General features: G+C 41.2%; 22 protein-coding genes and 1 riboswitch. Of the genes, 16 read left to right on the forward strand and 6 right to left on the reverse strand.

What is annotated here, in order from left to right; translation table 11 throughout:
- Positions 1-100: 100 nt before the first annotated feature.
- The gene (locus tag NFS43_RS22980) at positions 101-256 is read right to left on the reverse strand and encodes a hypothetical protein (protein WP_251555268.1); all 156 of its coding nucleotides are present in this window, start codon (positions 254-256) and stop codon (positions 101-103) included.
- 140 nt (positions 257-396) lie between these two features.
- On the opposite strand from NFS43_RS22980, the gene NFS43_RS22985 reads away from it, so the two are divergent.
- The 3 genes from NFS43_RS22985 (at position 397) to NFS43_RS22995 (ending at position 2,890) form a co-directional block, all read left to right on the forward strand.
- The gene (locus tag NFS43_RS22985) at positions 397-771 is read left to right on the forward strand and encodes a DnaJ family domain-containing protein (protein WP_251555270.1); all 375 of its coding nucleotides are present in this window, start codon (positions 397-399) and stop codon (positions 769-771) included.
- A 360-nt stretch (positions 772-1,131) separates the two neighbouring features.
- Entirely contained in the window at positions 1,132-2,244 is a 1,113-nt protein-coding gene (locus tag NFS43_RS22990; RefSeq protein ID WP_251555271.1) for a carbohydrate kinase family protein, read from the forward strand.
- A gap of 258 nt (positions 2,245-2,502) precedes the next feature.
- Positions 2,503-2,689, forward strand: a riboswitch (cyclic di-GMP riboswitch).
- Positions 2,690-2,719: 30 nt separating this feature from the next.
- A complete protein-coding gene (locus tag NFS43_RS22995; RefSeq protein ID WP_251555272.1) occupies positions 2,720-2,890 on the forward strand; it encodes an anti-repressor SinI family protein in 171 nt (56 codons plus the stop codon).
- A 61-nt stretch (positions 2,891-2,951) separates the two neighbouring features.
- On the opposite strand, the gene NFS43_RS23000 is transcribed toward NFS43_RS22995, so the two are convergent.
- Positions 2,952-3,275 carry a helix-turn-helix domain-containing protein gene (locus NFS43_RS23000; protein WP_251555273.1) on the reverse strand — a complete coding sequence of 108 codons (324 nt, stop codon included), beginning with the start codon at positions 3,273-3,275 and terminating at the stop codon, positions 2,952-2,954.
- Positions 3,276-3,522: 247 nt separating this feature from the next.
- Here NFS43_RS23000 and map point away from each other — a divergent pair, with 247 nt between their 5' ends.
- Positions 3,523-4,275 (forward strand): type I methionyl aminopeptidase, encoded by a 753-nt coding sequence (map, locus tag NFS43_RS23005; protein WP_251555274.1) that lies wholly within the window; start codon positions 3,523-3,525, stop codon positions 4,273-4,275.
- 34 nt (positions 4,276-4,309) lie between these two features.
- On the opposite strand, the gene NFS43_RS23010 is transcribed toward map, so the two are convergent.
- Positions 4,310-4,534 carry a DUF1128 domain-containing protein gene (locus tag NFS43_RS23010; protein ID WP_251555275.1) on the reverse strand — a complete coding sequence of 75 codons (225 nt, stop codon included), beginning with the start codon at positions 4,532-4,534 and terminating at the stop codon, positions 4,310-4,312.
- A gap of 232 nt (positions 4,535-4,766) precedes the next feature.
- Here NFS43_RS23010 and NFS43_RS23015 point away from each other — a divergent pair, with 232 nt between their 5' ends.
- Together NFS43_RS23015 and NFS43_RS23020 are read left to right on the forward strand one after the other, a co-directional pair.
- Positions 4,767-5,129, forward strand: coding sequence for a YtxH domain-containing protein (locus NFS43_RS23015; RefSeq protein ID WP_251555277.1), 363 nt, complete (start codon positions 4,767-4,769; stop codon positions 5,127-5,129).
- A 14-nt stretch (positions 5,130-5,143) separates the two neighbouring features.
- Positions 5,144-5,980 (forward strand): YihY/virulence factor BrkB family protein, encoded by an 837-nt coding sequence (locus tag NFS43_RS23020; RefSeq protein WP_251555279.1) that lies wholly within the window; start codon positions 5,144-5,146, stop codon positions 5,978-5,980.
- Positions 5,981-6,218: 238 nt separating this feature from the next.
- On the opposite strand, the gene NFS43_RS23025 is transcribed toward NFS43_RS23020, so the two are convergent.
- Together NFS43_RS23025 and NFS43_RS23030 are read right to left on the reverse strand one after the other, a co-directional pair.
- Positions 6,219-8,132, reverse strand: a complete 1,914-nt coding sequence (locus NFS43_RS23025) for a heavy metal translocating P-type ATPase (protein WP_251555281.1) — start codon at positions 8,130-8,132, stop codon at positions 6,219-6,221.
- Positions 8,133-8,295: 163 nt separating this feature from the next.
- The gene (locus NFS43_RS23030) at positions 8,296-9,480 is read right to left on the reverse strand and encodes an MFS transporter (RefSeq protein ID WP_251555283.1); all 1,185 of its coding nucleotides are present in this window, start codon (positions 9,478-9,480) and stop codon (positions 8,296-8,298) included.
- 248 nt (positions 9,481-9,728) lie between these two features.
- On the opposite strand from NFS43_RS23030, the gene cax reads away from it, so the two are divergent.
- The 10 genes from cax (at position 9,729) to NFS43_RS23080 (ending at position 19,719) form a co-directional block, all read left to right on the forward strand.
- Entirely contained in the window at positions 9,729-10,787 is a 1,059-nt protein-coding gene (gene cax, locus NFS43_RS23035) for a calcium/proton exchanger (protein WP_251555284.1), read from the forward strand.
- 487 nt (positions 10,788-11,274) lie between these two features.
- Complete coding sequence (locus NFS43_RS23040) at positions 11,275-12,045, forward strand: YfkD famly protein (RefSeq protein ID WP_420910355.1); 771 nt, start codon at positions 11,275-11,277, stop codon at positions 12,043-12,045.
- Positions 12,046-12,068: 23 nt separating this feature from the next.
- Positions 12,069-12,389, forward strand: coding sequence for an SE1561 family protein (locus tag NFS43_RS24625; RefSeq protein WP_420910353.1), 321 nt, complete (start codon positions 12,069-12,071; stop codon positions 12,387-12,389).
- Positions 12,390-12,554: 165 nt separating this feature from the next.
- The gene (locus tag NFS43_RS23050) at positions 12,555-14,102 is read left to right on the forward strand and encodes a fumarate hydratase (protein ID WP_277614001.1); all 1,548 of its coding nucleotides are present in this window, start codon (positions 12,555-12,557) and stop codon (positions 14,100-14,102) included.
- A gap of 362 nt (positions 14,103-14,464) precedes the next feature.
- Entirely contained in the window at positions 14,465-15,430 is a 966-nt protein-coding gene (locus tag NFS43_RS23055) for a nuclease-related domain-containing protein (protein ID WP_251555287.1), read from the forward strand.
- 55 nt (positions 15,431-15,485) lie between these two features.
- Entirely contained in the window at positions 15,486-16,250 is a 765-nt protein-coding gene (pdaA, locus tag NFS43_RS23060; protein ID WP_420910354.1) for a delta-lactam-biosynthetic de-N-acetylase, read from the forward strand.
- 79 nt (positions 16,251-16,329) lie between these two features.
- On the forward strand, positions 16,330-17,196 hold the full coding sequence (locus NFS43_RS23065) for a DNA-3-methyladenine glycosylase family protein (protein WP_251555291.1): 867 nt from the start codon (positions 16,330-16,332) through the stop codon (positions 17,194-17,196).
- 18 nt (positions 17,197-17,214) lie between these two features.
- Positions 17,215-18,594: a 23S rRNA (uracil(1939)-C(5))-methyltransferase RlmD gene (gene rlmD / locus NFS43_RS23070; protein WP_251555293.1), complete on the forward strand. Its 1,380-nt coding sequence runs from the start codon at positions 17,215-17,217 to the stop codon at positions 18,592-18,594.
- 461 nt (positions 18,595-19,055) lie between these two features.
- Positions 19,056-19,307, forward strand: coding sequence for a peptidoglycan-binding domain-containing protein (locus tag NFS43_RS23075; RefSeq protein ID WP_251555295.1), 252 nt, complete (start codon positions 19,056-19,058; stop codon positions 19,305-19,307).
- Complete coding sequence (locus NFS43_RS23080; protein ID WP_251555296.1) at positions 19,279-19,719, forward strand: peptidoglycan-binding domain-containing protein; 441 nt, start codon at positions 19,279-19,281, stop codon at positions 19,717-19,719. Before NFS43_RS23075 ends, NFS43_RS23080 begins: the two co-directional genes overlap by 29 nt.
- Before the next feature lie 152 nt (positions 19,720-19,871).
- Here NFS43_RS23080 and NFS43_RS23085 read toward each other — a convergent pair whose 3' ends face one another.
- The gene (locus NFS43_RS23085) at positions 19,872-20,945 is read right to left on the reverse strand and encodes a WxL protein host-binding domain-containing protein (RefSeq protein ID WP_251555297.1); all 1,074 of its coding nucleotides are present in this window, start codon (positions 20,943-20,945) and stop codon (positions 19,872-19,874) included.
- Between the last annotated feature and the right edge of the window lie 98 nt (positions 20,946-21,043).

Genomic DNA, 21,043 nt, shown 5'->3' on the forward strand with positions numbered 1-21,043 from the left:
CAATCAATAAATTTGGTATTTAGATTCTGTGATAATAAAAAATTGCCGAGAAAAATACCCTTTCTCGACAATCTGGCGTGAAGTATTCACGCCCCTCTAATTACTCTTCCTCAATCCTATTTTTAAAAGCCTCCTGGACAACGATGAATTCTTCATCGCCAATGGCTTCCTTTGTGTGTTTTTTCGTTAAGCTGTCTTTTGGGAATTTTCCAGGGTGGTTTTTCTTTTTATGATCAAAATGTTCTCCGCGCGCCATAGTCCACCCTCCTTTCTTTATGTAGGATTTCCAATCCGAAAAAAATAATTACGAGTCTCATCCAATCAAAAACTTGTCAGATTAAGCCTGGAACTTTGATATAATGACCATGCAGGCAGCTAAAAAGGAGGCTATGAGGTATGGACCTATTTCAAAAGATGGCAGAAGAACGTATTAAAAAGGCTTATCAGGAAGGGGAGTTTGATAACCTTCCGGGATTTGGAAAACCACTTCAGCTTGAGGAACTATCGGGAATACCAGAAGACCTGCGCATGGCCTATAAAATATTAAAAAACGCGGGCTACACCCAAGATGAAACGGATTTACGCAAAGAATTAATGACAGTAGAGGATTTATTAAAGAATTGTGAGGATGAAGCCGAACAGGCTGACCTACAACGGAAACTAAACCATTCGCTGGTTAAGTATAATCAACTGATGTCAAAGCGGCGGATGAAAACCAATTCTGCTGTTTTTAAAAATTATGAGTTAAAGATTCAAAAGAAATTAACTTAAAAAAGCTGAGCGAAGAAGGAGCATTTATTACTCGTCGCCAGCTTTTTCTTCTGATTTTCCAGGCTTGCATATCCTGTCGAGCATAAATCCAGCAAAGACAATAAACGCAATGGGGATGGAAAAATTCAGCCAATGGACAATAGTCATAGGTTATCACCTCTAATTTTTAGAATATTAACAATATTAAGTATATTTTTATGTTGTTATTATTATATGTGATTGTCACAACTTAGACAAATATTTTCGGTATCATCAATAGAACTTTTTTATTATTTTGATAAATATGGAACAAATTTTATTTCATACATGCTAGGATAATGGGGAGAAATTTTAAATAATCGGTTTTGGGAAGGGCTGACTATGAATAGACAGGAAGCAATTATATATGATCTTATAAAGTCCAACCTTTATATTTCTGAACAGGAAATGGAAGAAAGGACAGGGCTGTCTTTTGAAGAGATTAAAGACGCGATTACCTCTCTAACTGCTGCCGGAAAAATCGCAGGCCGGGCCTATGTGCTGCCAGAAGAAAAGAAAATTCTGTGCATTGGCGGCGCCAATGTCGACCAGAAAATTCAAGTGTTAAATCATTTGGAATTTGGAACATCTAATCCAGCGGTGAGCAGAAAATCAAAGGGGGGAGTGGCTAGAAATATAGCCGAAAACCTCGGACGCTTAGGCATAAAGGCAGCGTTATTAGCTCAATTCGGTGCGGATTCAGAAGGAGAATGGCTGCGTCAGGAAACAAAAGCCTATGTAAATGTAAAGCCTTCTACGATCCTTCAAGGAAAATCGACTGGCAGCTATACGGCCATTCTTGATAATGAAGGCCAAATGACGGTGGCATTAGCTGATATGGCCATTTATGATGAGGCTGAAGACCACTTTGTCGAGAAAAACTGGCATCATATGCAAAACGCAGCGATGATATTACTGGATACCAATTATCCTGCTCACGTCATACACAAAGTCATAGAAAACTGTCATAAACATCATATTCCTCTTTGTGTTGCCACTGTTTCGGCCCCTAAAACTAAAAAATTGCCTGAATCTCTTGAAGGAGTCAGCTGGTTTATTGCGAATCACCAAGAAGCGGAAGCTCTCTCTGGCTTGAAAATAAACCGGGAAGGAGACTTCTTCCGGGCAGCGGAAATGATCTTAAAAAAGGGTGCTGAGAGGGTAGTGATTACTAGGGGAAATCAGGGCTTAATCTATTTTACACAAACTGGACAAGCAGGGGCTATAGTTGCACCGGATGTCATGGTCATTGATGTGACGGGAGCCGGAGATTCGCTTATTGCGGGAATATTGTATGGTCATATAAAGGGCCTTAAAACAGAGGATGCGTGTAAAGTTGGAGTGGCTTGTTCATTGATCACGATTCAATCTAGTGAAACCGTAAATCCTGAATTAAACCAGCACGCTCTTTTAGAAACCTTTCAAAAATATTTCTCAAAATGTGTTTCATGTTAAAGATACAAAATGAATAAAAAAATGGGTAAAGGGATTTTTTTAGAAATCCCTTAAATTTTTGAAAAACTTCAATAGAAATCGCAGGGAATGTTGAAAATTGTAATAAAATGTAAAATTATAATTAGAATATTATGACAAAATACAACACTTTGTTCTCCGTGAACTCTCTATAATGGAGATTATAGTGATGTTTATGCATAAAGACCTATAAAATCACTGTCAGTGCTAAATCTTTTGGACTAGTTCTTGCTTGATGCAGACAGAAAAGGGCAAACCTGTTGAAATACAGGGACGCAAAGCCGAGGATCTAAGGTAAGAAAATATCCTTGGCCGATAGAAAAGTATTAAACTTTCCTATCAGCCATATGTGCAACTACGCCTATGTCTTCGCCCAGCTGGCTTGCCAGCCGGCGAGTTTTTTTACTATGATGGCCGGGCTGCCTGGAATACGATTAGTATTTTAGGAGTGGTGGGAATGGAAATGTTAATACACGAACCGGAAGTAATCGACAATGAATGGCTGGAATTGATCATGGAAGCGAGAGATATAGGCCTGACAGTGGAAGACGTGCGCAGGTTTCTTGATAAAAATAACGGCTCAGAGAATTTGGCAGCATGCCAGCAAACAAAAACATCCTACAAATAATGACAAAATTTGTAGGATGCTTTTTTTTGGTACAATAGGAAATTTTTTTTAAAAGCTGGCCTTAATTGCCGTGGGTATTCCTCCATTTATTAAATTCGAGGAATTCACGAAATTGTTCCTTGGAAACACCTGACTTCATGGCATCCCTGACTAAATTCATCCAATCACTATCGAGTTCAGCTTTATCTATTTGTTCGTGTATCAAATGTTCTACGGGAATATTTAATACAGCAGCAATCTTTTCGAGAAACTGTATGGAAGGATTCTTTTGAAGGTTTCTTTCAAGAGAACTTAAATATGATTTAGCGACTCCTGCTTGTTCAGCAAGCTCAGATAGTGACATTCGTTTTTCCTGCCGGTATTTTTTTACGCGGTCACCAATCATGTTTTCACACACCCATTTAAAATATTTTTAAGTTAATTTTACCAAAAAGTATAAAAAAGTACCATATAAAGAACGGATGAATATCACAAATTAGTGAAATTTTAATGGATTCAGCCTCAAGATAGTATTTTTGAAAAAAAGCAGTGATAGAGTTAATATTGTAAGTGTGCTATTCGGTCTCGAACTCTTATTTCGCGAGCACAAATGATGTCCGTTAACATAATTATATTTAAAAGGCGGGAATTGAATGATTGTCCTAAAATCGCAACGAGAAATTGAAGCTATGAAAAAGGCAGGAGAGATCCTCGCTGCTTGTCATAAAGAAATTGCCAAGCTGATTAAGCCAGGGATTACGACATGGGAAATTGATCAATTTGTTGAAAAATTTCTGAGTGAACATCAAGCAACCCCTGAGCAAAAGGGATACAAGGGTTATGAATATGCCACCTGTGCGAGCATTAATGATGAAATATGCCATGGCTTCCCCAGAAAAGAGCCTTTAAACGAGGGAGATATCGTCACCATTGATATGGTGGTTAACTATAATGGGGCACTTGCCGATTCAGCATGGTCCTATCCTGTAGGGAAGGTATCGAAGGAAACTGAACATCTATTAAAAGTGACGAAGGAAGCGTTATATAGAGGTATAGCGCAGGCTGTGCCCGGCAATCGGATTGGCGATATCGGCCACGCGATTCAAACCTATGTTGAATCTGAGGGATTATCAGTGGTCCGTGATTTTATTGGGCATGGAATTGGTGCAGTGATCCATGAGAAGCCGGATATTCCTCATTATGGACTGCCTGGAAAAGGGGCACGCATTAAAGAAGGAATGGTCTTTACTATAGAACCAATGGTTAACATTGGAAGATTCTATACCAAAATGGATACGAACGGCTGGACAGCAAGGACAGTCGACGGCACCTATTCCGCTCAATACGAACATACCATTGCTGTAACAAAAGACGGAACGATCATCCTGACAGATCAGGGAGAATAAATGAAAAAATAAAACAGATCGAAAAAGATCTGTTTTATTTTTTTCTTAAATTTCCTAGTTCTTCGGCTAAAGCTTGCATTTCACTTGGACTGAACGAGTTTTTTCTTAGGACCATGTCGTAAATTTCCTTTAACTCCTCATACATTTCTTCATCAAAATGAGAAGGTTTAATTGCCCCAAAGTTTAAGACCTTTAGCTTTTCTTTAATTTTTTCTATCATAAATTCTACGTTTGCCACTGATTTTTGTGTTAAATCCACCTTGATCACCCTTTTCAATAGTAATATTCCCAACTTTTATTGATAAAAATAGCGAGTCATCCGATAAGGATTTATGTAACATAAACTTGCTTCCAAACCATTTATAGAGCAAAATAAATGGGAGGAATAAGTTGGGTATTGTTTCATTATACAATATATAAACCGTTAAAAGATTTAATTATTAATTTATATAAATTTGTTTATATTTCACCTAAAGCGAGGAGAGGTTAAGATGACAAGGAAAAATCAATTTTGGAAGGGAATGTTCCTGGGAGCTATTGCAGGAGGGGCAGTCAGCCTTCTTGACCAGCATACGCGTAAAGTCATGACGCAGAAAGTGAAAAAGGTATCCGGGAAAATTTCGTATATGGTACGAAATCCAGGCGAAGTTACTGATTCCATCAAGGGAACAGCCCAAAAGGTGAAAGCCGCGGTAGAGCATGTGAGTGAGGATATTGCTTATATCGTGGAAAAAGTGGATGAATTGCGCGAATTGACACCAAAGGTAACGGAAAGTGTTAAAGAGGTGAAGGATACCTTTACTAAATTAGGTGATGACGATCTCGAACTGCAGCAGGATCGAGACTATCATTAAAGGAGAGGTGATGAATGAAGAATAAAGGTGATGTCCGGTCTAACTTATTCCGGCTTCTTTGGCACCGTATTGCTGAGGATGATTTGCCAGGCCTGAGCGCACAATTAGCCTATTATTTTCTTCTTTCCCTGTTTCCATTAATGATTGTAGTATTCACAATCATTCCATACATCCCAATACCCCATCAAGACCTACTGGGCATGATCCGTGAGTTTGCACCTGGCGATACGATGGATTTAATTGAGAAGACTGTCGGGGAGGCCATGGAGCATCAAAGCGGCGGATTACTGTCGTTTGGTATTATCGGAACCATTTGGTCCGCCTCCAATGGAATCAATGCCATTGTAAAGGCGTTTAATAGAGCCTACAATGTAAAAGAAAGCCGCTCGTTTATCGTAGCCAGAGGCATGTCGGTTCTGCTTACCTTTGGAATGATCGTTGTTTTGGTACTGGCTATTGTACTTCCAATGTTCGGCCGAGAAATTGGTTTGGTCTTATCGTCCCAATTTGGGTATAAGAATGAATTTTTGCATCTATGGAACACCTTTAGTGTCGCAGTAAGTTCCCTAATCATTTTTCTGATTTTTATTGGCTTGTATTGGATCGCCCCCAATGTCAGGCTTAAATGCCGGACTGCTATTCCAGGAGCTGCCGTTGCTGTTATTGGATGGATTGCCTCCTCTTACGGATTGTCCTATTATATTGACCATTTCAGTAACTATTCGATTACATACGGGAGCATTGGTGCGATCATTGTGCTAATGATCTGGTTCTACATTTCAGCCTTTATCATTATTTTGGGCGGGGAAATTAATGCCTTTTACAGCGAAAAGAATAAGAATAACTGTTAAAACTTACCTTTAGTCCGAATCGGCTCCTATGTTCAAACTAAAAAGGGGAGCAGTAAACAGGAAAAGGAGGTAGGGATAAAATGGTATCGCTATACAAAAAAGGCGGCGGAACGAAACAGAAAGACAAAGGAAGTAAAGGAAATAAAACTTCAGGATCACAGAATGGTTCCAATAGCTATCATTGACATAAAGGAAAAGCCCGGGGAATCTGACTTTGCCCAGGGCTTTTCCTTTTTATTTATTTTAGTAGTCTAAGGCTGTTTAATATCACTAAAATCGTGCTTCCCTCATGGCCAACCACACCAAATGGCAGGTCAATCGATTGAAAAAAGTTCGAACAAATGAGAATGGCGATAACGGAAATGGAAAAAACAATATTTTGTTTAATGATTTTGTTCATCCGTCTTGAAAGCTGGATGGCTTCAGCGATTCTCGGGAGATCATTTTTCATTAACACAATGTCAGCTGTTTCGAGTGCAACATCTGTTCCTTCCCCCATGGCAATCCCTACATTTGCAATTGCGAGTGCGGGGGCATCATTGATGCCGTCACCGACCATGGCTACGGTTTTATGTTTCTTTTTCAGCTCCTTAAGGTATTCTACTTTGGTTTCTGGCAGACACTCGGCAAAATATTGGTCGACATGGCTTTCGGCGGCGATTGCCCGGGCTGTGTTTTCACTATCGCCAGTCAGCATAATTGTTTGAATCCCTTGTTGTTTTAAATGGCTGATAGCGGATTTCGTTTCCTTTCTGACTACGTCCTTTAACGCAATCATAGCGACAATCTCTGTGTTGCGTTCAACGAACACAAGCGTGTTTCCTTGGCTGGCCAATTTCTGGGCCAAACCGTCCGCAAATTGAGCTGCCTTTTCATCACCAATGAATGCGGCTTTTCCGATTCTCCATCGTTCACCAGCCAATTCCGCCTTAATGCCCCAGCCTGGCAAGTCTTCAAGGCTCTCAGGCTGGATTAGATTGCTGTCCATAGCTTTTTTGGCATATTGAACAATTGCCTGAGCCAGCGGATGATTGGACTGGCTTTCAATCGAAGCGGATTTCAAGAGGATTTCCTCTTGATTAAGATCGGGTTTTACAATGACCTTCGTTACTTCGGGTTTCCCTTTTGTAAGCGTGCCGGTTTTATCAAAAGCAATGGCTCCTATATGACTTAAATTCTCCAAATGTACGCCGCCTTTAACTAATATCCCATGCTTGGCACCATTAGAAATGGCAGAAAGTGTTGCCGGCATGATGGAAGCAACCAGGGCGCATGGAGAGGCCACCACTAATAAAATCATCGCGCGGTAAAAGGATTCATGCCAATTCCAGCCTAAAAGGAAATGCGGCAGGAAAAACATCGCCACGACGACAAGAATAACGGTCTTGACATAAGTCCCCTCAAATCGTTCAACAAACAGCTGTGAAGGTGATTTTTCGCTTTGAGCGGATTGGACGAGCTGAATAATTTTCTGAAATAGGGTATCGCTGGTTTCTTTCGTAACTTCAACGGTAATGGCACCCGTCATATTGACGGTGCCGGCAAATACTTCCGCTTGGATGCCCTTCGTCACGGGAATAGATTCACCCGTAATCGCGGCTTCGTCAATATTGGTTTGCCCTTTGACAATCTTTCCATCTGCAGGGATGCGTTCTCCAGGCTTAATCAAAATATGGTCACCCACATGAAGCTGCGAAACCGGAATCCGTTTTTCAGCATGATCAATGAGAAGCAATGCCTCTTCCGGCTGCAAGTCCATAAGCGAGGAAATTTCCTTATGGCTCTTATTCATGGTGTAAGTTTCAAGTGCCCCGCTGACAGCAAAGATAAAGATAAGAATGGCGCCTTCCGTCCAGTAACCGATAATCGCCGACCCGATTGCCGCAAAAATCATCAGCATTTCTACATTTAATTCTTTATTTTCGTAGGTAGCCTCAATGCCTTCTTTGGCTTTAGCGAATCCGCCAATGAGAAACGCCAGCAAATAGGCAATGATTGAATCTGCCCCATGCCCATTCTTTTCAAATAACCAGCCGGCCAAGATGAATGCACCGCTCAGCCCGGCCGCTATCAGCTCACCATAAGCTTTTATTTTTTCAAACCAGCCTTCCTTTTGTATCCCCTTTGTCAGTGTCTTTGCCTCGGAACTCATTTTATTCTCTCTCCTTTTCCTCTAATTGAGAAAAATAATCAAAATCAATACCCCTATAAAAGCACGAATGCTGTCATTGATCATGACAGCATTACTCTATTTTAAAATCATTCCTATTTGATAATTATTTTATCACAAATAGATTTTAAAAGATATTCAAAGTTTAAACTTTTGTGTTCTCATGATTGATCATAAGAAATGTTTTTTTTCCGAAGGCAAAGAAGATCAGGGCTGTCGTCAGGAGAAGTGTGCTGATGATCGAAAAAAAACTGGCATCTTGGAAGTATTTTATGTAAAGTCCGCCAATTATGGGACCTGTCAGGCTGCCAATACTATAAAAAATGCCGCATAATAAATTGCCGGCAGGAAGCAATTCCTTGGTCACCAGATCGGCCATAAAACTAATTCCCAATGAGAAGGTAGAACCGACAGCCATTCCGGAGACGAGAAAGGCTGTCAAAAGAAACATAGAATTCTGTTCAAGTAACCCGGCCGCAGAAAAACTGCAAAATCCAATAGAAAGCAGGATCATCAGCAATTTCCTCCGTCCGATTAAATCCCCTAACATGCCAAGAGGCAATTGGGTGATGATGCTGCCAATGGCAAATGCTGACAACATGTATGAGACTGTAGAAATATTGATCTCCATCCTTAGAGCATAGACAGGGAAGCTGCTGTTTAGAGAAGATTCCAGAAAACCATAAACAAAAGGCGGCAAAAAGGCAATCCAAGCATATCTTAATGCTTTTCCAAAATGGCTCATCGTGGATAGGAAAGAATGGCCGCTTTCCGTTTGTTCGGGGAGCTCATTTTTTAACAAAAAGATAAACAGCCAGCCGATTAAACATAAAATGGAGGACAAAATAAATGGCAATGCTTCATTTATATGGACCAAAGGTGTCATTAAAGGTCCCGCGGAAAAACCAATTCCAAAGAACAAGCCATAAAGAGAGATATTCCTTCCGCGTTTTTCAACTGGAGAGGTGTCAGTAATCCATGTTTGTGCAGCAAAATGAAGGGCATTGTCGCCCATTCCAATGAAAAGTCTCAATACAAACCAAAATATAAATGATTTCCAGAGAGGGAACAGGGCGATGGCAGCTACTACCAGTCCGCCGCCAAAAATAATAATTGGCTTGAAGCCATACTTCCTTAAAGGCTTTTCCAAAAAAGGAGCGGCCAGGATCGTCCCAATATAAAGCGCTGTTGCATTTAACCCATTGAGGGAGGAAGATACCCCATCTTGCTCAAATATAACAGCAATCAGCGGCAGCAGCATCCCTTGAGAAAAACCTGACAGTGCCACAATGCTAACAAGAATCCAAAATCGAAAAGTTTGATTGACCATATAAACGTTCCTTTATGAATTGTAAATTAAGTCTGCCCTTAGAGAATGGTATATAGAATTTGTTGGATTTGCAAGAAAAATCTTGCATTGGCATGGCGGGAAATGATACTCTTTTTTTGCTTATAGGAGAAAATCAACTTTCAAAGAATAAGGATGAGACTTAACAAATTCACATGTCCCAAAGTGAATTTGCCTTTGGGATTTATTCCATGAAAAAGGAATCAGTATATTAAGCAGGAGGGAAAAAAGTGGCAAATAAAATTTTTATGATATTAACCTTCATCGGGGTTCCGGTATCTGTGATTGGGTCATTACTGCATTGGCCCAGCATGGTAATGTTTATTGTTTATTGTTTAACTATTGTGGCTTTATCCAGTTATATGGGAAGAGCAACAGAAAGCCTGGCCATTGTGGCAGGACCACGAATCGGGGGACTTTTAAACGCAACATTTGGCAACGCCGTTGAGCTCATTATTTCTATTTTTTCCTTGCAGGCTGGTTTGGTAGGTGTTGTGCTCGCTTCCTTGACAGGTTCGGTGCTAGGAAACTTGCTCCTGGTTGCAGGACTTTCCTTTTTTGTCGGCGGCATAAAATATAAACGGCAGAAATTTAATGTCTTTGATGCCCGGCATAATTCCGGTCTGCTCATGTTTGCTATCATTGTCGCTTTTGTCATTCCAGAAGTATTTTCTATGAACATGAGCGAAACAAAAACTCTTACTTTAAGTATCGGAGTATCGATAACATTGATCGTGCTCTATTTAGCGGCTCTGCTCTTTAAGTTAGTCACTCACCGCGGTGTTTATCAAAGTGAATCAAGTGAAGCAGCCCATCACGAAGAAGAGCCAGAATGGGGAAAAACAAAAGCCATTGTGGTCTTGCTGTTGGCAACCCTTGCCGTTGCTTACATTTCAGAGAATCTAGTCCATACATTTGAATACGTGGCGGAATCTTTTGGCTGGACAGAATTATTTATCGGTATCATTATCGTTGCGATTGTCGGTAATGCTGCAGAACATGCATCTGCGGTATTAATGGCTTTTAAAAACAAAATGGATGTTGCTGTTGAAATTGCAGTGGGCTCGACGCTGCAAATTGCTATGTTTGTTGCACCCATTTTGGTGATCATCTCTTTGTTCTTTGACAAAACCATGCCTTTGATATTTTCTTGGCAGGAATTGATTGCGATGGTTTCTTCTGTTCTTCTCATGGTCATTATTTCGAATGATGGGGAAACCAACTGGTTTGAGGGACTAACGCTGCTTGCGGCCTATATTATTATGGGCATCGGGTTCTTTCTTCTCTAAAGCAAAAAAAGGCTCTAAAGCCCTGTAAAGGCCTAGAGTCTTTTTTTGCATCTATTCATTATAAGTAAATTTTTGCCTGGAGAAATAATCAATCGCTCTTACTGGACCATCTATCACCAACCTTCATGTTTAGTTCATAACTTGAAACACGATTGTTGAATGCATAAGAAGCGTCTCTCAACCTCCTTATAGGTATCAAAAATGGTTAGCAGATTGATTGCAGCCCTCCTTTAAGAAAAGATTAAGAATATTATAAAATAAAATTTAAATGTTGTAAATATTCCAAATATTACAATTAGGTTACTTTTTTACTGGGCAAAATAGTGCGGCGGTGCTGGATTGGCTATGAAATTAATCCAAACCTGCAGATAAACAGGGATAATATTTAGAAACTCCGAAAAAACTAACAGCAGAGTATCGATGCAAATAGTGAAAGGAGTATCACTCAGTGAAAAAAATAGTTTCTGTCTTTATAACCATTTGCTTAATGGTTACCTTAATTCCTGCCGTTTTAGCTGAGAAAGCCCCTGTGAAAAAAGAACCGGCAAAATATATGATACCTGCATCGGTTCGCAACATATCCAAGGAAAATACGTATCCCAATTCAACACAGGATCTGCCGTTGCTGCAGCCAAGCGATTTGACTAAAAAACTAATCAACTCATCAAAGGTGAAAATCGAAAACCCAGATCTCATTCGGATGCTTAATGAAACAAGTATCAACAGCACTCCGTTTGCAGTCGGCTACCGGGCCATCATTTATCTGGGACAGTGGCCGCTGAACTATGAATCCTCTGAAACGTCTTCCAACTGGGAGTATCAAAAAATTAACACTAATTATTTTGATAATCGGGGCGGAAATGCACCCTATCAGATTAAGTATGTACAAGAGGCACAAAAAGTAGTAAGGGGCGGTCTTACGTCAAAAATTGCCAATGCCGAAGATGTAAAAAAGATGATGCTGTTAAAAGCCATGGAAAAGACGCGTCTTCCGCTTGCTTTTGAAACGATCATTGGAGCGGGAACGAAAAATGATCATATTTATAACATCCCGGCCAACCGTCTCGGATATCTTTACGCTTACGCCCCAGCAGTGAATGAAAAAGGAAAGGTAACATACGGGGAAGTGTATCTAATGCTCAAAGGAAGCCGGAAATTTATTGTAATTAAAAATGTGACCTCTCAAGGGATTGGTGCATGGATTCCTGTGCAGGATTATGTTTCTTTTGGTTTTGTGGCATCAGAACGTCCTAGATAAAAAGAAAAAGTGGATGTGAGAGGATGAAATTTGAACAAACTCCTGCGGGAATTGAAGCGGGAGTTTTTCATTATAAAATAAATCATTGTCTATTGTCCTGCTTTTCGGGTAGTATGGAGATGGAATGGAAGGAGGGACCAGATTTGGGAAGCCCAACAAAGGATAAAAATTCACAAGTGAATTTTTTAAAACAGCGTTTAAATATGTTCATAGATGTGTTAGAGGCTATTGATCCGGAGACAACGGATTTGGACGATATTGACCGCTTGATAAGCATTATTGACGAATTGGAATCAAAATGCCGTGAATTCACGAATCGTGACCTGACAGAGCCTGTTAAATAGCAGGCTTTTTAATTTGCTTGAATCTTCATCAAAGGTTCTCCCAATGTAATCGATTGCAACCTTATCCTTTAATTCTGAACCGTATCGGAGTATAATGGAATCGTCGAAAAGTTGAAATTTTTAAAAAAAGGAACATCAGGGACAAAGGGAAAGGGGAACTCGAAAGTGAATATCGAGAAATTTCAGGAAAGCATGTACCAGCTGATTGTGGAAACCTCAACAAAGCTTCCTAAAGATGTCCGCCGCGCTGTTAAGGCGGCCAAGGAAAAGGAAAACGCGGGCACGAGGGCTGCCATGAGTCTTGCCACGATTACCAATAACATCAAGATGGCCGACGAAAAAGTGTCGCCTATTTGCCAGGATACTGGCCTGCCAACTTTTAAAATTAAAACGCCAGTTGGCGTCAACCAGCTGGAATTAAAAGCAGCGATAAAAAATGCCATTGTACAGGCTACCGAAGACGGGAAGCTTCGGCCAAACTCGGTGGACTCGCTGACTGGAAAAAACAGCGGTGACAATCTTGGAGAGGGACTGCCGGTTTTTAAATTTGATCAATGGGAAAAGGATTATATTGATGTCCGCTTGATTTTAAAAGGCGGCGGCTGTGAAAATAAAAACATCCAATACAGCCTTCCTTGTGAGTTAGAAGGGCTGGGCCGTGCGGGCCGTGATCTGGATGGAATCCGCAAATGCATCATGCATTCGGTTTATCAAGCACAGGGACAAGGCTGCAGTGCCGGGTTTATCGGTGTCGGCATCGGCGGCGACCGCTCATCCGGCTATGATTTGGCAAAAGAGCAATTGTTCCGCCCTGTTGAGGATGTGAATCCAAATGAGGATCTCCGGCGCTTGGAAGAGTATGTTATGGAAAACGCCAATAAATTAGGCATTGGCACCATGGGCTTTGGCGGAGAAGCTACCCTTTTAGGCTGCAAAATTGGAGTAATGCACCGGATTCCAGCCAGCTTCTATGTTTCGGTTGCTTACAACTGCTGGGCATTCCGCCGCATGGGTGTAAGTGTGGATGCCGAAACTGGCGAGATTAAAGAGTGGGCTTATCAGGATGGGGAATTTATTGATTTTGCTCAGACGGAAGCCGAAAAAGAAACAGCAGCTTCAGCGGCCGCAGAAGATGTGATTACATTGGAGGCGCCGATTACAGAAGAACAGATCCGTTCTTTAAAAGTGGGCGATGTGGTTCAAATTAATGGCATGATGTACACGGGGCGTGATGCGATTCACAAATATTTGAGCGATCATGATTCCCCGGTAGATTTGAATGGCCAAGTGATTTACCATTGCGGACCTGTGATGCTGAAGGATGCGGATGGCAATTGGCAAGTTAAGGCGGCTGGACCGACGACCAGTATCCGCGAGGAGCCTTATCAAGGGGATATTATGAAGAAGTTTGGCATTCGTGCTGTGATCGGGAAAGGCGGAATGGGCCCGAAAACGCTGGCTGCTTTAAAGGAGCATGGCGGGGTCTATCTGAATGCGATTGGCGGGGCAGCCCAGTATTATGCGGATTGTATTAAGTCTGTTGAAGGAGTCGACTTAATGCAGTTTGGTATTCCGGAAGCAATGTGGCACTTGCGCGTGGAGGGCTTTAAAGCGGTTGTTACGATGGACTCGCACGGCAACAGTCTGCATGCGGATGTAGATAAGTCCTCGTTGGAGAAGCTGGCCCAGTTTAAGGAGCCGGTGTTTAAATAGGTTGTTTTTTATAGGGAAGGGATGGGCGCCTGTCATTTGGGCGCCTATTTTTTGTTTAGGGGTGGTTGTGGGATTTTTATCCAATTTTTGTAGAATTCATGCTGGATTTTGTAGAATAAAACGAAATTTCGAAGAATAACGCTCTTGATTTGTAGAATAATCTTATATTGGGCTTATGTTTGGAATAATATTCCAATTTTTGTAGAATTCATCACGATGTTTGTAGAATAAATTAAAATTTTGTAGAATTCGGCTTCGATTTTGCAGAATCCCCCTTAAGTCACACAAATTTCACGAAGGACACAGAGGAATTCCAAATAGAAAGTCGAAAATAACTAATATCTGAAAAGGAGGTACTCATTTTGTATGCAAAAAAATTTGGTATGCCCGCCATTTTGGCTAAAGCGGAGGCATTAGAGAAAAGGATGCCTAAAGATCACCCTGTTTTGTTGGAGCTAATCCCCTTTATTAAAAACTTAAGGTCTGGCTACAATGGAGAAAAGAAGATTCATTACTTCCTGAAACAAATTCCATCCCAAAGATTCTATATTTTCCACGATTTGCGCCTCCCCTATGGTGATACTTATTTTCAACTCGATTTTGTATTGCTTTCACCAAAAGTCATCATTCTTCTGGATGGAAAAAACCACTCCGGCAAACTCACTTTCGATAGAAATCAAATGACCCAAGAGTACCAAGATAAACGATTGGTCTACGAAAACCCAATCTTCCAGGCCAATCGCCATAAACTTTTGCTCCATTACTTTTTTGAAAAACATAAGATTCCTAAAATCGCTATCGAATCCCTTGTCGTCATCAGTAAATCCTCTACAGAGCTGATGATCAGCCCGGGTTATTCAGAAGCGCAAAAGAAGGTTTGCCGGGCAAGCAATTTAATTGAAAGGATGGACGAGATCTATCATCGGTACAACCTTGACCTGTTTGATCATAAAATGTTGGACAAAATAAAAAAATTGCTTATAAGATCATACACGCCATTGGAAACTGATATATTAGCAAAATTTAACATAAAAACTTTTGAAATCATTTCAGGTGTACAATGTCCCAATTGCCTAATGTTCGGAATGGGGTTTAAGCGGAAGAACTGGATCTGCCCCTTCTGCCAATTTGTTTCCCAAGATGCGCACATACAAGCGATTGCCGATTACTTTTTATTAATCAAGCCCTCGTTCACCAACCCTGAAATTCGTGCCTTTCTTCAAGTCTCATCCTCCAGAGCTGCCACCTATCTTTTATCCTTATTAAAATTTCCTTATACAGGCACCACCAAAGGCCGCATCTACTGCCAGCCAAAGGATTTCCTATAACTGCTAATTATCTTTTCCCTGTCAAAACAAACAATAGTAAAAAAGGGGGAAGATGATGAAAAGGTACTTAAGTATCGTTGCTGTTTTGATGTTGTTTATTCCAAATGTTACATACGCGGTATCCAATCAGCCAATCCATTGGGGCTTTAAAAAAGCGAGGGATGAGCAGCAGCCGGAAGCAGGAGCAGCGTACGACCAGCTGCTTGAAAAATATGGAGCCATCTATAAAGGCGATCCGAACTCCAAGACGTTGTATCTAACCTTCGACGCAGGTTACGAAAATGGGCAAACACCGAAGATTCTTGATGTGCTGGAAAAAGAAAAAGTGCCCGCGACCTTCTTTGTTACTGGCCATTTCCTGGAATCCCAGCCAGAAATGTCCAAACGGATGGTGAAAGAGGGGCATATAATAGGAAACCATTCCTGGCATCATCCGGATTTTACTCAAGTAAGTGACGAAAGAGTCCGTGAAGAATTGCAAAAGGTCAAAGAGAAGGCGAAGGAATTGACCGGCCAGAAGGAAATGAAGTACCTCCGTCCGCCGCGCGGTGTTTTTAGTGAACGAACGCTGCAAATTGCGAAAGAGGAAGGCTACACTCATATATTTTGGTCATTAGCCTATGTCGATTGGAATATCAGCCAGCAAAAGGGCTGGCATTATGCCTATGACAATATCATGAAGCAAATTCATCCTGGCTGCATTTTGCTGCTTCACTCGGTTTCGAAGGATAATGCGGATGCCCTTGAAAAGGTAATCAAGGATCTTAAGAAGAAGGGCTATAAGTTTAAAAGCCTAGATCATTTGATGAAGAAGAACTAACCGAATTTCAAAATGAAATTCGGTTTTTCCTGGTTTCATGCTATAATACGGAGAAAATCACAAAGGGTGGAAATCAACCGTGTGGCAAGAAACCATACAAATTGACGGTCCCTATCATTTTGACAGTGTCTTGGAAAGACATGCCCCCGATCCGCTTAAACAGGTAGACTTAGCCGAGCGTTCCATTCAAGTTCCAATAGTGGTGAGCGGAGATGCTGCGGTAATTAACGTACAAGCTATCGGAACGGTCGACCAGCCGGTCTTCGTTTTAACTGGAAAGCGGGAAACCAGCAAGCAGGAAATCATCGAAAGAGTTTCAGAAATTTTTCAATGGAATGTACCGCTAAAGCCAATCCAGCAGCATTTTCAGCGGACGGACCTAAAGGATATCTTCCAGCAGTTTATCGGGACCCCGCTCGTACTCGATTTTGATTTGTTTGGAAGCTTGATAAAATGTATCATCCACCAGCAAATCAACATGACTTTTGCTTACAGGCTGACGGAAAGGTTTGCTAAGAGCTTCGGCTTTGAGCAGGAGGGTGTCTGTTTTTTCCCGCAGCCCGAAACTGTAGCAGCCCTTACAGTGGAGCAGCTAAGGGAGCTCCAGTTAAGCGGCAGAAAAGCGGAATATATTATCACTATCGCGAAAGAAATCGTGGAAAATGGGCTGGATCTCGACGGGTTAAAAAATCATCCGGATGAACAGATCTTCAACCGGCTTACCCAAATCCGCGGAGTCGGAAAATGGACCGTGGAGAATTTTCTGCTGTTTGGATTGGGACGTCCCAATTTATTTCCGATGGCGGATATCGGCATTCAAAACAGCCTAAAAAAGCTTTATCGGCTAGAAAAAAAGCCTGCCATTGAACAAATGGAATTTTTTAAAAAGGACTGGGAGCCTTATTTGAGTTATGCGTCGTTATATCTATGGCGAAGCATAGAATAATTTTGGAGTGAACCAATGATGAAAACGGAACAAAGCATTAAAATAAAGCCAAAGCAAACTTTCCCGCTGACAATTAAACGTCTCGGCATTAATGGCGAAGGGGTCGGCTATTTTAAAAGACAGGTCGTGTTTGTGCCTGGTGCCTTACCGGGGGAAGAGGTTGTAGTGGAAGCTACAAACATTAATCCTAAATTTGCTGAGGCAAAAATAAAAAAAATCCGGGTGAAATCGCCACATCGGGTACAGCCGCCATGCCCTTTCTATGAACAGTGCGGCGGATGCCAGCTGCAGCATTTGAAATATGACCAGCAGTTAAAAGAAAAACGCGATATCATCATTCAAGCGTTGGAACGGCATACAAAGCTTGATATCAGCAAGCTCGAAATCCGCGAAACGATTGGAATGGAAAATCCGTGGGGCTACCGAAATAAAAGCAGCTTTCAAGTGGGACAAAAAGAGGGGAAAATTCTCGCTGGCCTATATGGGATGAATTCGCATCAACTGATTGACATCGACCATTGTGCGGTCCAGCATTCGCAAACAACGGAAGCCGTAAATGCGGTAAAAAGCGTTCTCGATGAACTGAAAATCCCTATATATAATGAAAAGACGAGAAAAGGGGTAGTTCGTACCATCGTCACCCGTGTCGGTGTCCAATCGGGTGAACTACAGGTAGTCTTAATCACAGCAACAAAGGAACTGCCCAAGCAAGAGTTGCTTATTAAACAAATACAAGCAAAGCTTCCCAATGTGAAGTCGATCGTTCAAAATATTAATGGGGGAAAAACATCTCTCATTTTTGGACAAGAAACTGTTAAACTGGCAGGGGAAGAATTTATTCAAGAATCGCTTGGGGATCTGCAATTTGAGCTTTCTGCGAGAACCTTCTTCCAACTTAATCCGCTTCAGACCGTTAAGCTCTATAACGAGGTTAAGGCGGCAGCGGGATTGACGGGGAAAGAAAAAGTAGTGGATGCTTACTGCGGGGTCGGCACGATTGGATTGTGGCTGGCCGATCAGGCAGCAGAGGTGCGCGGTATGGATGTCATTCCTGAATCGATTGAGGATGCGAAGAAGAACGCCAGGCGCCATGGTTTCACCAATACGAAATATGTTCCCGGAAAAGCCGAGGAGGTCCTTCCGAAATGGGTCAAAAAGGGTTGGGAACCGGATGTCATCGTAGTGGATCCGCCGAGAACGGGTCTTGACGGCCAGCTTATTCAAACGATTTTACAGGTGAAGCCGAAAAAATTGATTTATGTTTCATGTAATCCGTCGACTTTGGCGAAGGATATCCAAGCGTTAAGTTCAAAGTATGATGTGAAATATATGCAGCCTGTTGATATGTTTCCGCATACGGCACACGTTGAGTGCGTTACACAGTTAAATCTTAAATAGTTAATCCGGCCCTGAATTCGTTGAAAAACCTTTTTGCGATATTAGGGTCTTTTCTATCAGGCTGGTGGAGAAGAAGTACCTCATATATATAAAAGGGGGATGAAGGTTCCATAATCTATTTGGTGCATCAGCTTCAGGCAATTTGAAGTATCATTAAATTAATTAGTATTTTGACATTCATCAAGACCAGGGTGCATTAAACTCTGGTTTTTCTTAATCCAATATTCACTAAACTCCGTTTTTCAATTTTGCTTTCCTGATGATTTATTTTACTCTCGATTCCTCTCAAACTTAATGCCATTTAAAAGCAAACCTTCCCAATTAAAAAAAGGCACTAGAGGCTCCTATTAAGCAGCATTAAGAGTTTGAATTGTCAAAAATTCACAAAATAAAACCAACTTTTTGGGGGAAAGTAATTTTGTCCTTAGAAGACATCTAACTTAAAGGGTGGTGTAATTTGAATGGAAGATAGGAAATCAGATGTTTATTTTCGTGAAAAAATTACGAAAATGAAGAAGAGTTTAGGAAAGGGAATCGGCACTTCAATTCTAGCTCTCATACTGATGCTATCTATGTCATCAGTAGGTTTGGCTGTTGGTAAAGGAGACAAAGGGCCGGATGTCTATGTGATTCAAGGAATGTTGAAAGAGCTTGGCAGTTATTCAGGTGGTATCACTGGGTATTATGATAGTGTTACCGTCAGGGGGGGTTAAATATTTTCAGAAGAATCACGGTCTTCCTGCAACAGGAAATGTAGATAATCGAACGTTCCAGTCCATTTTATATTCCTATTCGAATCAGAAAGCTCCTGCACCAGGTAAGGCCCCGGGGGCAGGTGAAGGCCCAGGAGCAGGTGAGGGTCCAGGTGAAGGTGAAGGTCCAGGAGCAGGCGAGGGCCCAGAAAAAGCTAAAGAGCCGGCCAAAGAAGAACCAGTGAAAGAACCGGCTGAAAAAGAGCCAGTAAAACAACCTGAAGAGAAACCAATCAAAGAACCGGCCGAAAAGGAGCCAATAAAGAAACCAATCAAAGAACCGGCCGAAAAGGAGCCAATAAAGGAACCAGTGAAAGAACCTGCCAAAAAAGAGCCCGTTAAAGAGCCAAACGAAGTGCCGTCTGGCGAATAACAAACGTATCTTATCCATTAATAATGTATCCGTAAGAAAGAGCCTTTCCGTGTAGAAAGGCTTTTTCAATTCAGTGAAGGCAGAGTATGTGAAAGAACTTCTTAGGATGGCTTAACAAGTTCGGAATTAGTTTGGAACAAGCAAAAAACTTTTTAAAGTTCATCTGGATTTTGACCAGGATACTTACGGTTCTTTCTTAATTTCTTAGGTTTTCTTTTTCTCATCATAAATACTAAAATGAAAATAACTGCCAACAACAGTATACCAATTAAAACAGCGGTCCAGGGGAAGGTGTTAGGTTCAACCTCTATTTCTCCCCGTTCCTCCATCTTTTTTTGAGTTTCTGTTACTTGCTTATTTTTAATGGCAATGGACTCAGTATAGGTTTGTGTGTTCCCGTTCACATCCAATGTAACTGTGACATGATAATCACCAGGTCCTAATGTTTCTCCTGACCATCTTATTGGATAATAAAAGGCTGTCATAGGAGCCATTTTCATTGAAGGGATATCTCCTGAAAGAGAAAATGATTCATCGTCACTTTTTGTCACCTTATACCTGCCAGTGATATTTGGCACGATAACAGGATGAGAGTTATCAAAGGGAACCATGATGGCCATTTGTTCGGGAGAGAATAGTGGGTCCCCTAGCTTTAGAGCGGTCGTTTCTTTATAATCTGAAACATCTACTTGCACTCCAAGATTAATGGCTTTGTATTGATCAATTAATAATTGGGAATTATCTTCTTTCTGATTCAATTTTTCTGTTCCTTGAAAGACGCGGAATTCCATACTGCCCAGAAGTGTGCCGTTTATTGCCGGGGTATTGATAACAAAGTCGACCACTTTTGATTCCAAAGGGCCGAGGGTTATATTAGGCGGAGTAGTAACTGCCTGATTAAATTGAAAGGAAGGATTTGTGATGGCTGTTCCCTCCAAAACAGGCTTTTCTTGATAAATGATCCCTTGGTTTCCGCTATAAGCATTCAAACCGCGGATATTGACAGTCAATTCGTTTTGGCTGTCATTGATCACTCTGGCTTGTAAGGTCACGGTCTCGTTTGGATTCCCTTTGAAGTGGTAATAACCTTGCTGGCCAATTTGAGTATTAGTAAAAATAGGTTCCACGCGAAATTCGAAATCATTGTCCGCTGCATAGTTGATTGAAGAAGGGAATAGTAAGAATAGGAGCGGAAGCACTATCCAAAGGATTGTTCGGCATTTCATATAGCCACCCCCTAAAAATAAGACGTATTGTAAAAACTTTTATTTAAAATAGGCTATAAAATACCTTGATAGAGGGCTTTATAAGCAAAAAAATTGTC

The sequence above is a fragment of the Neobacillus muris genome (assembly GCF_943193175.1).
Taxonomy (GTDB): Bacteria; Bacillota; Bacilli; order Bacillales; family Cytobacillaceae; genus Neobacillus; species Neobacillus muris.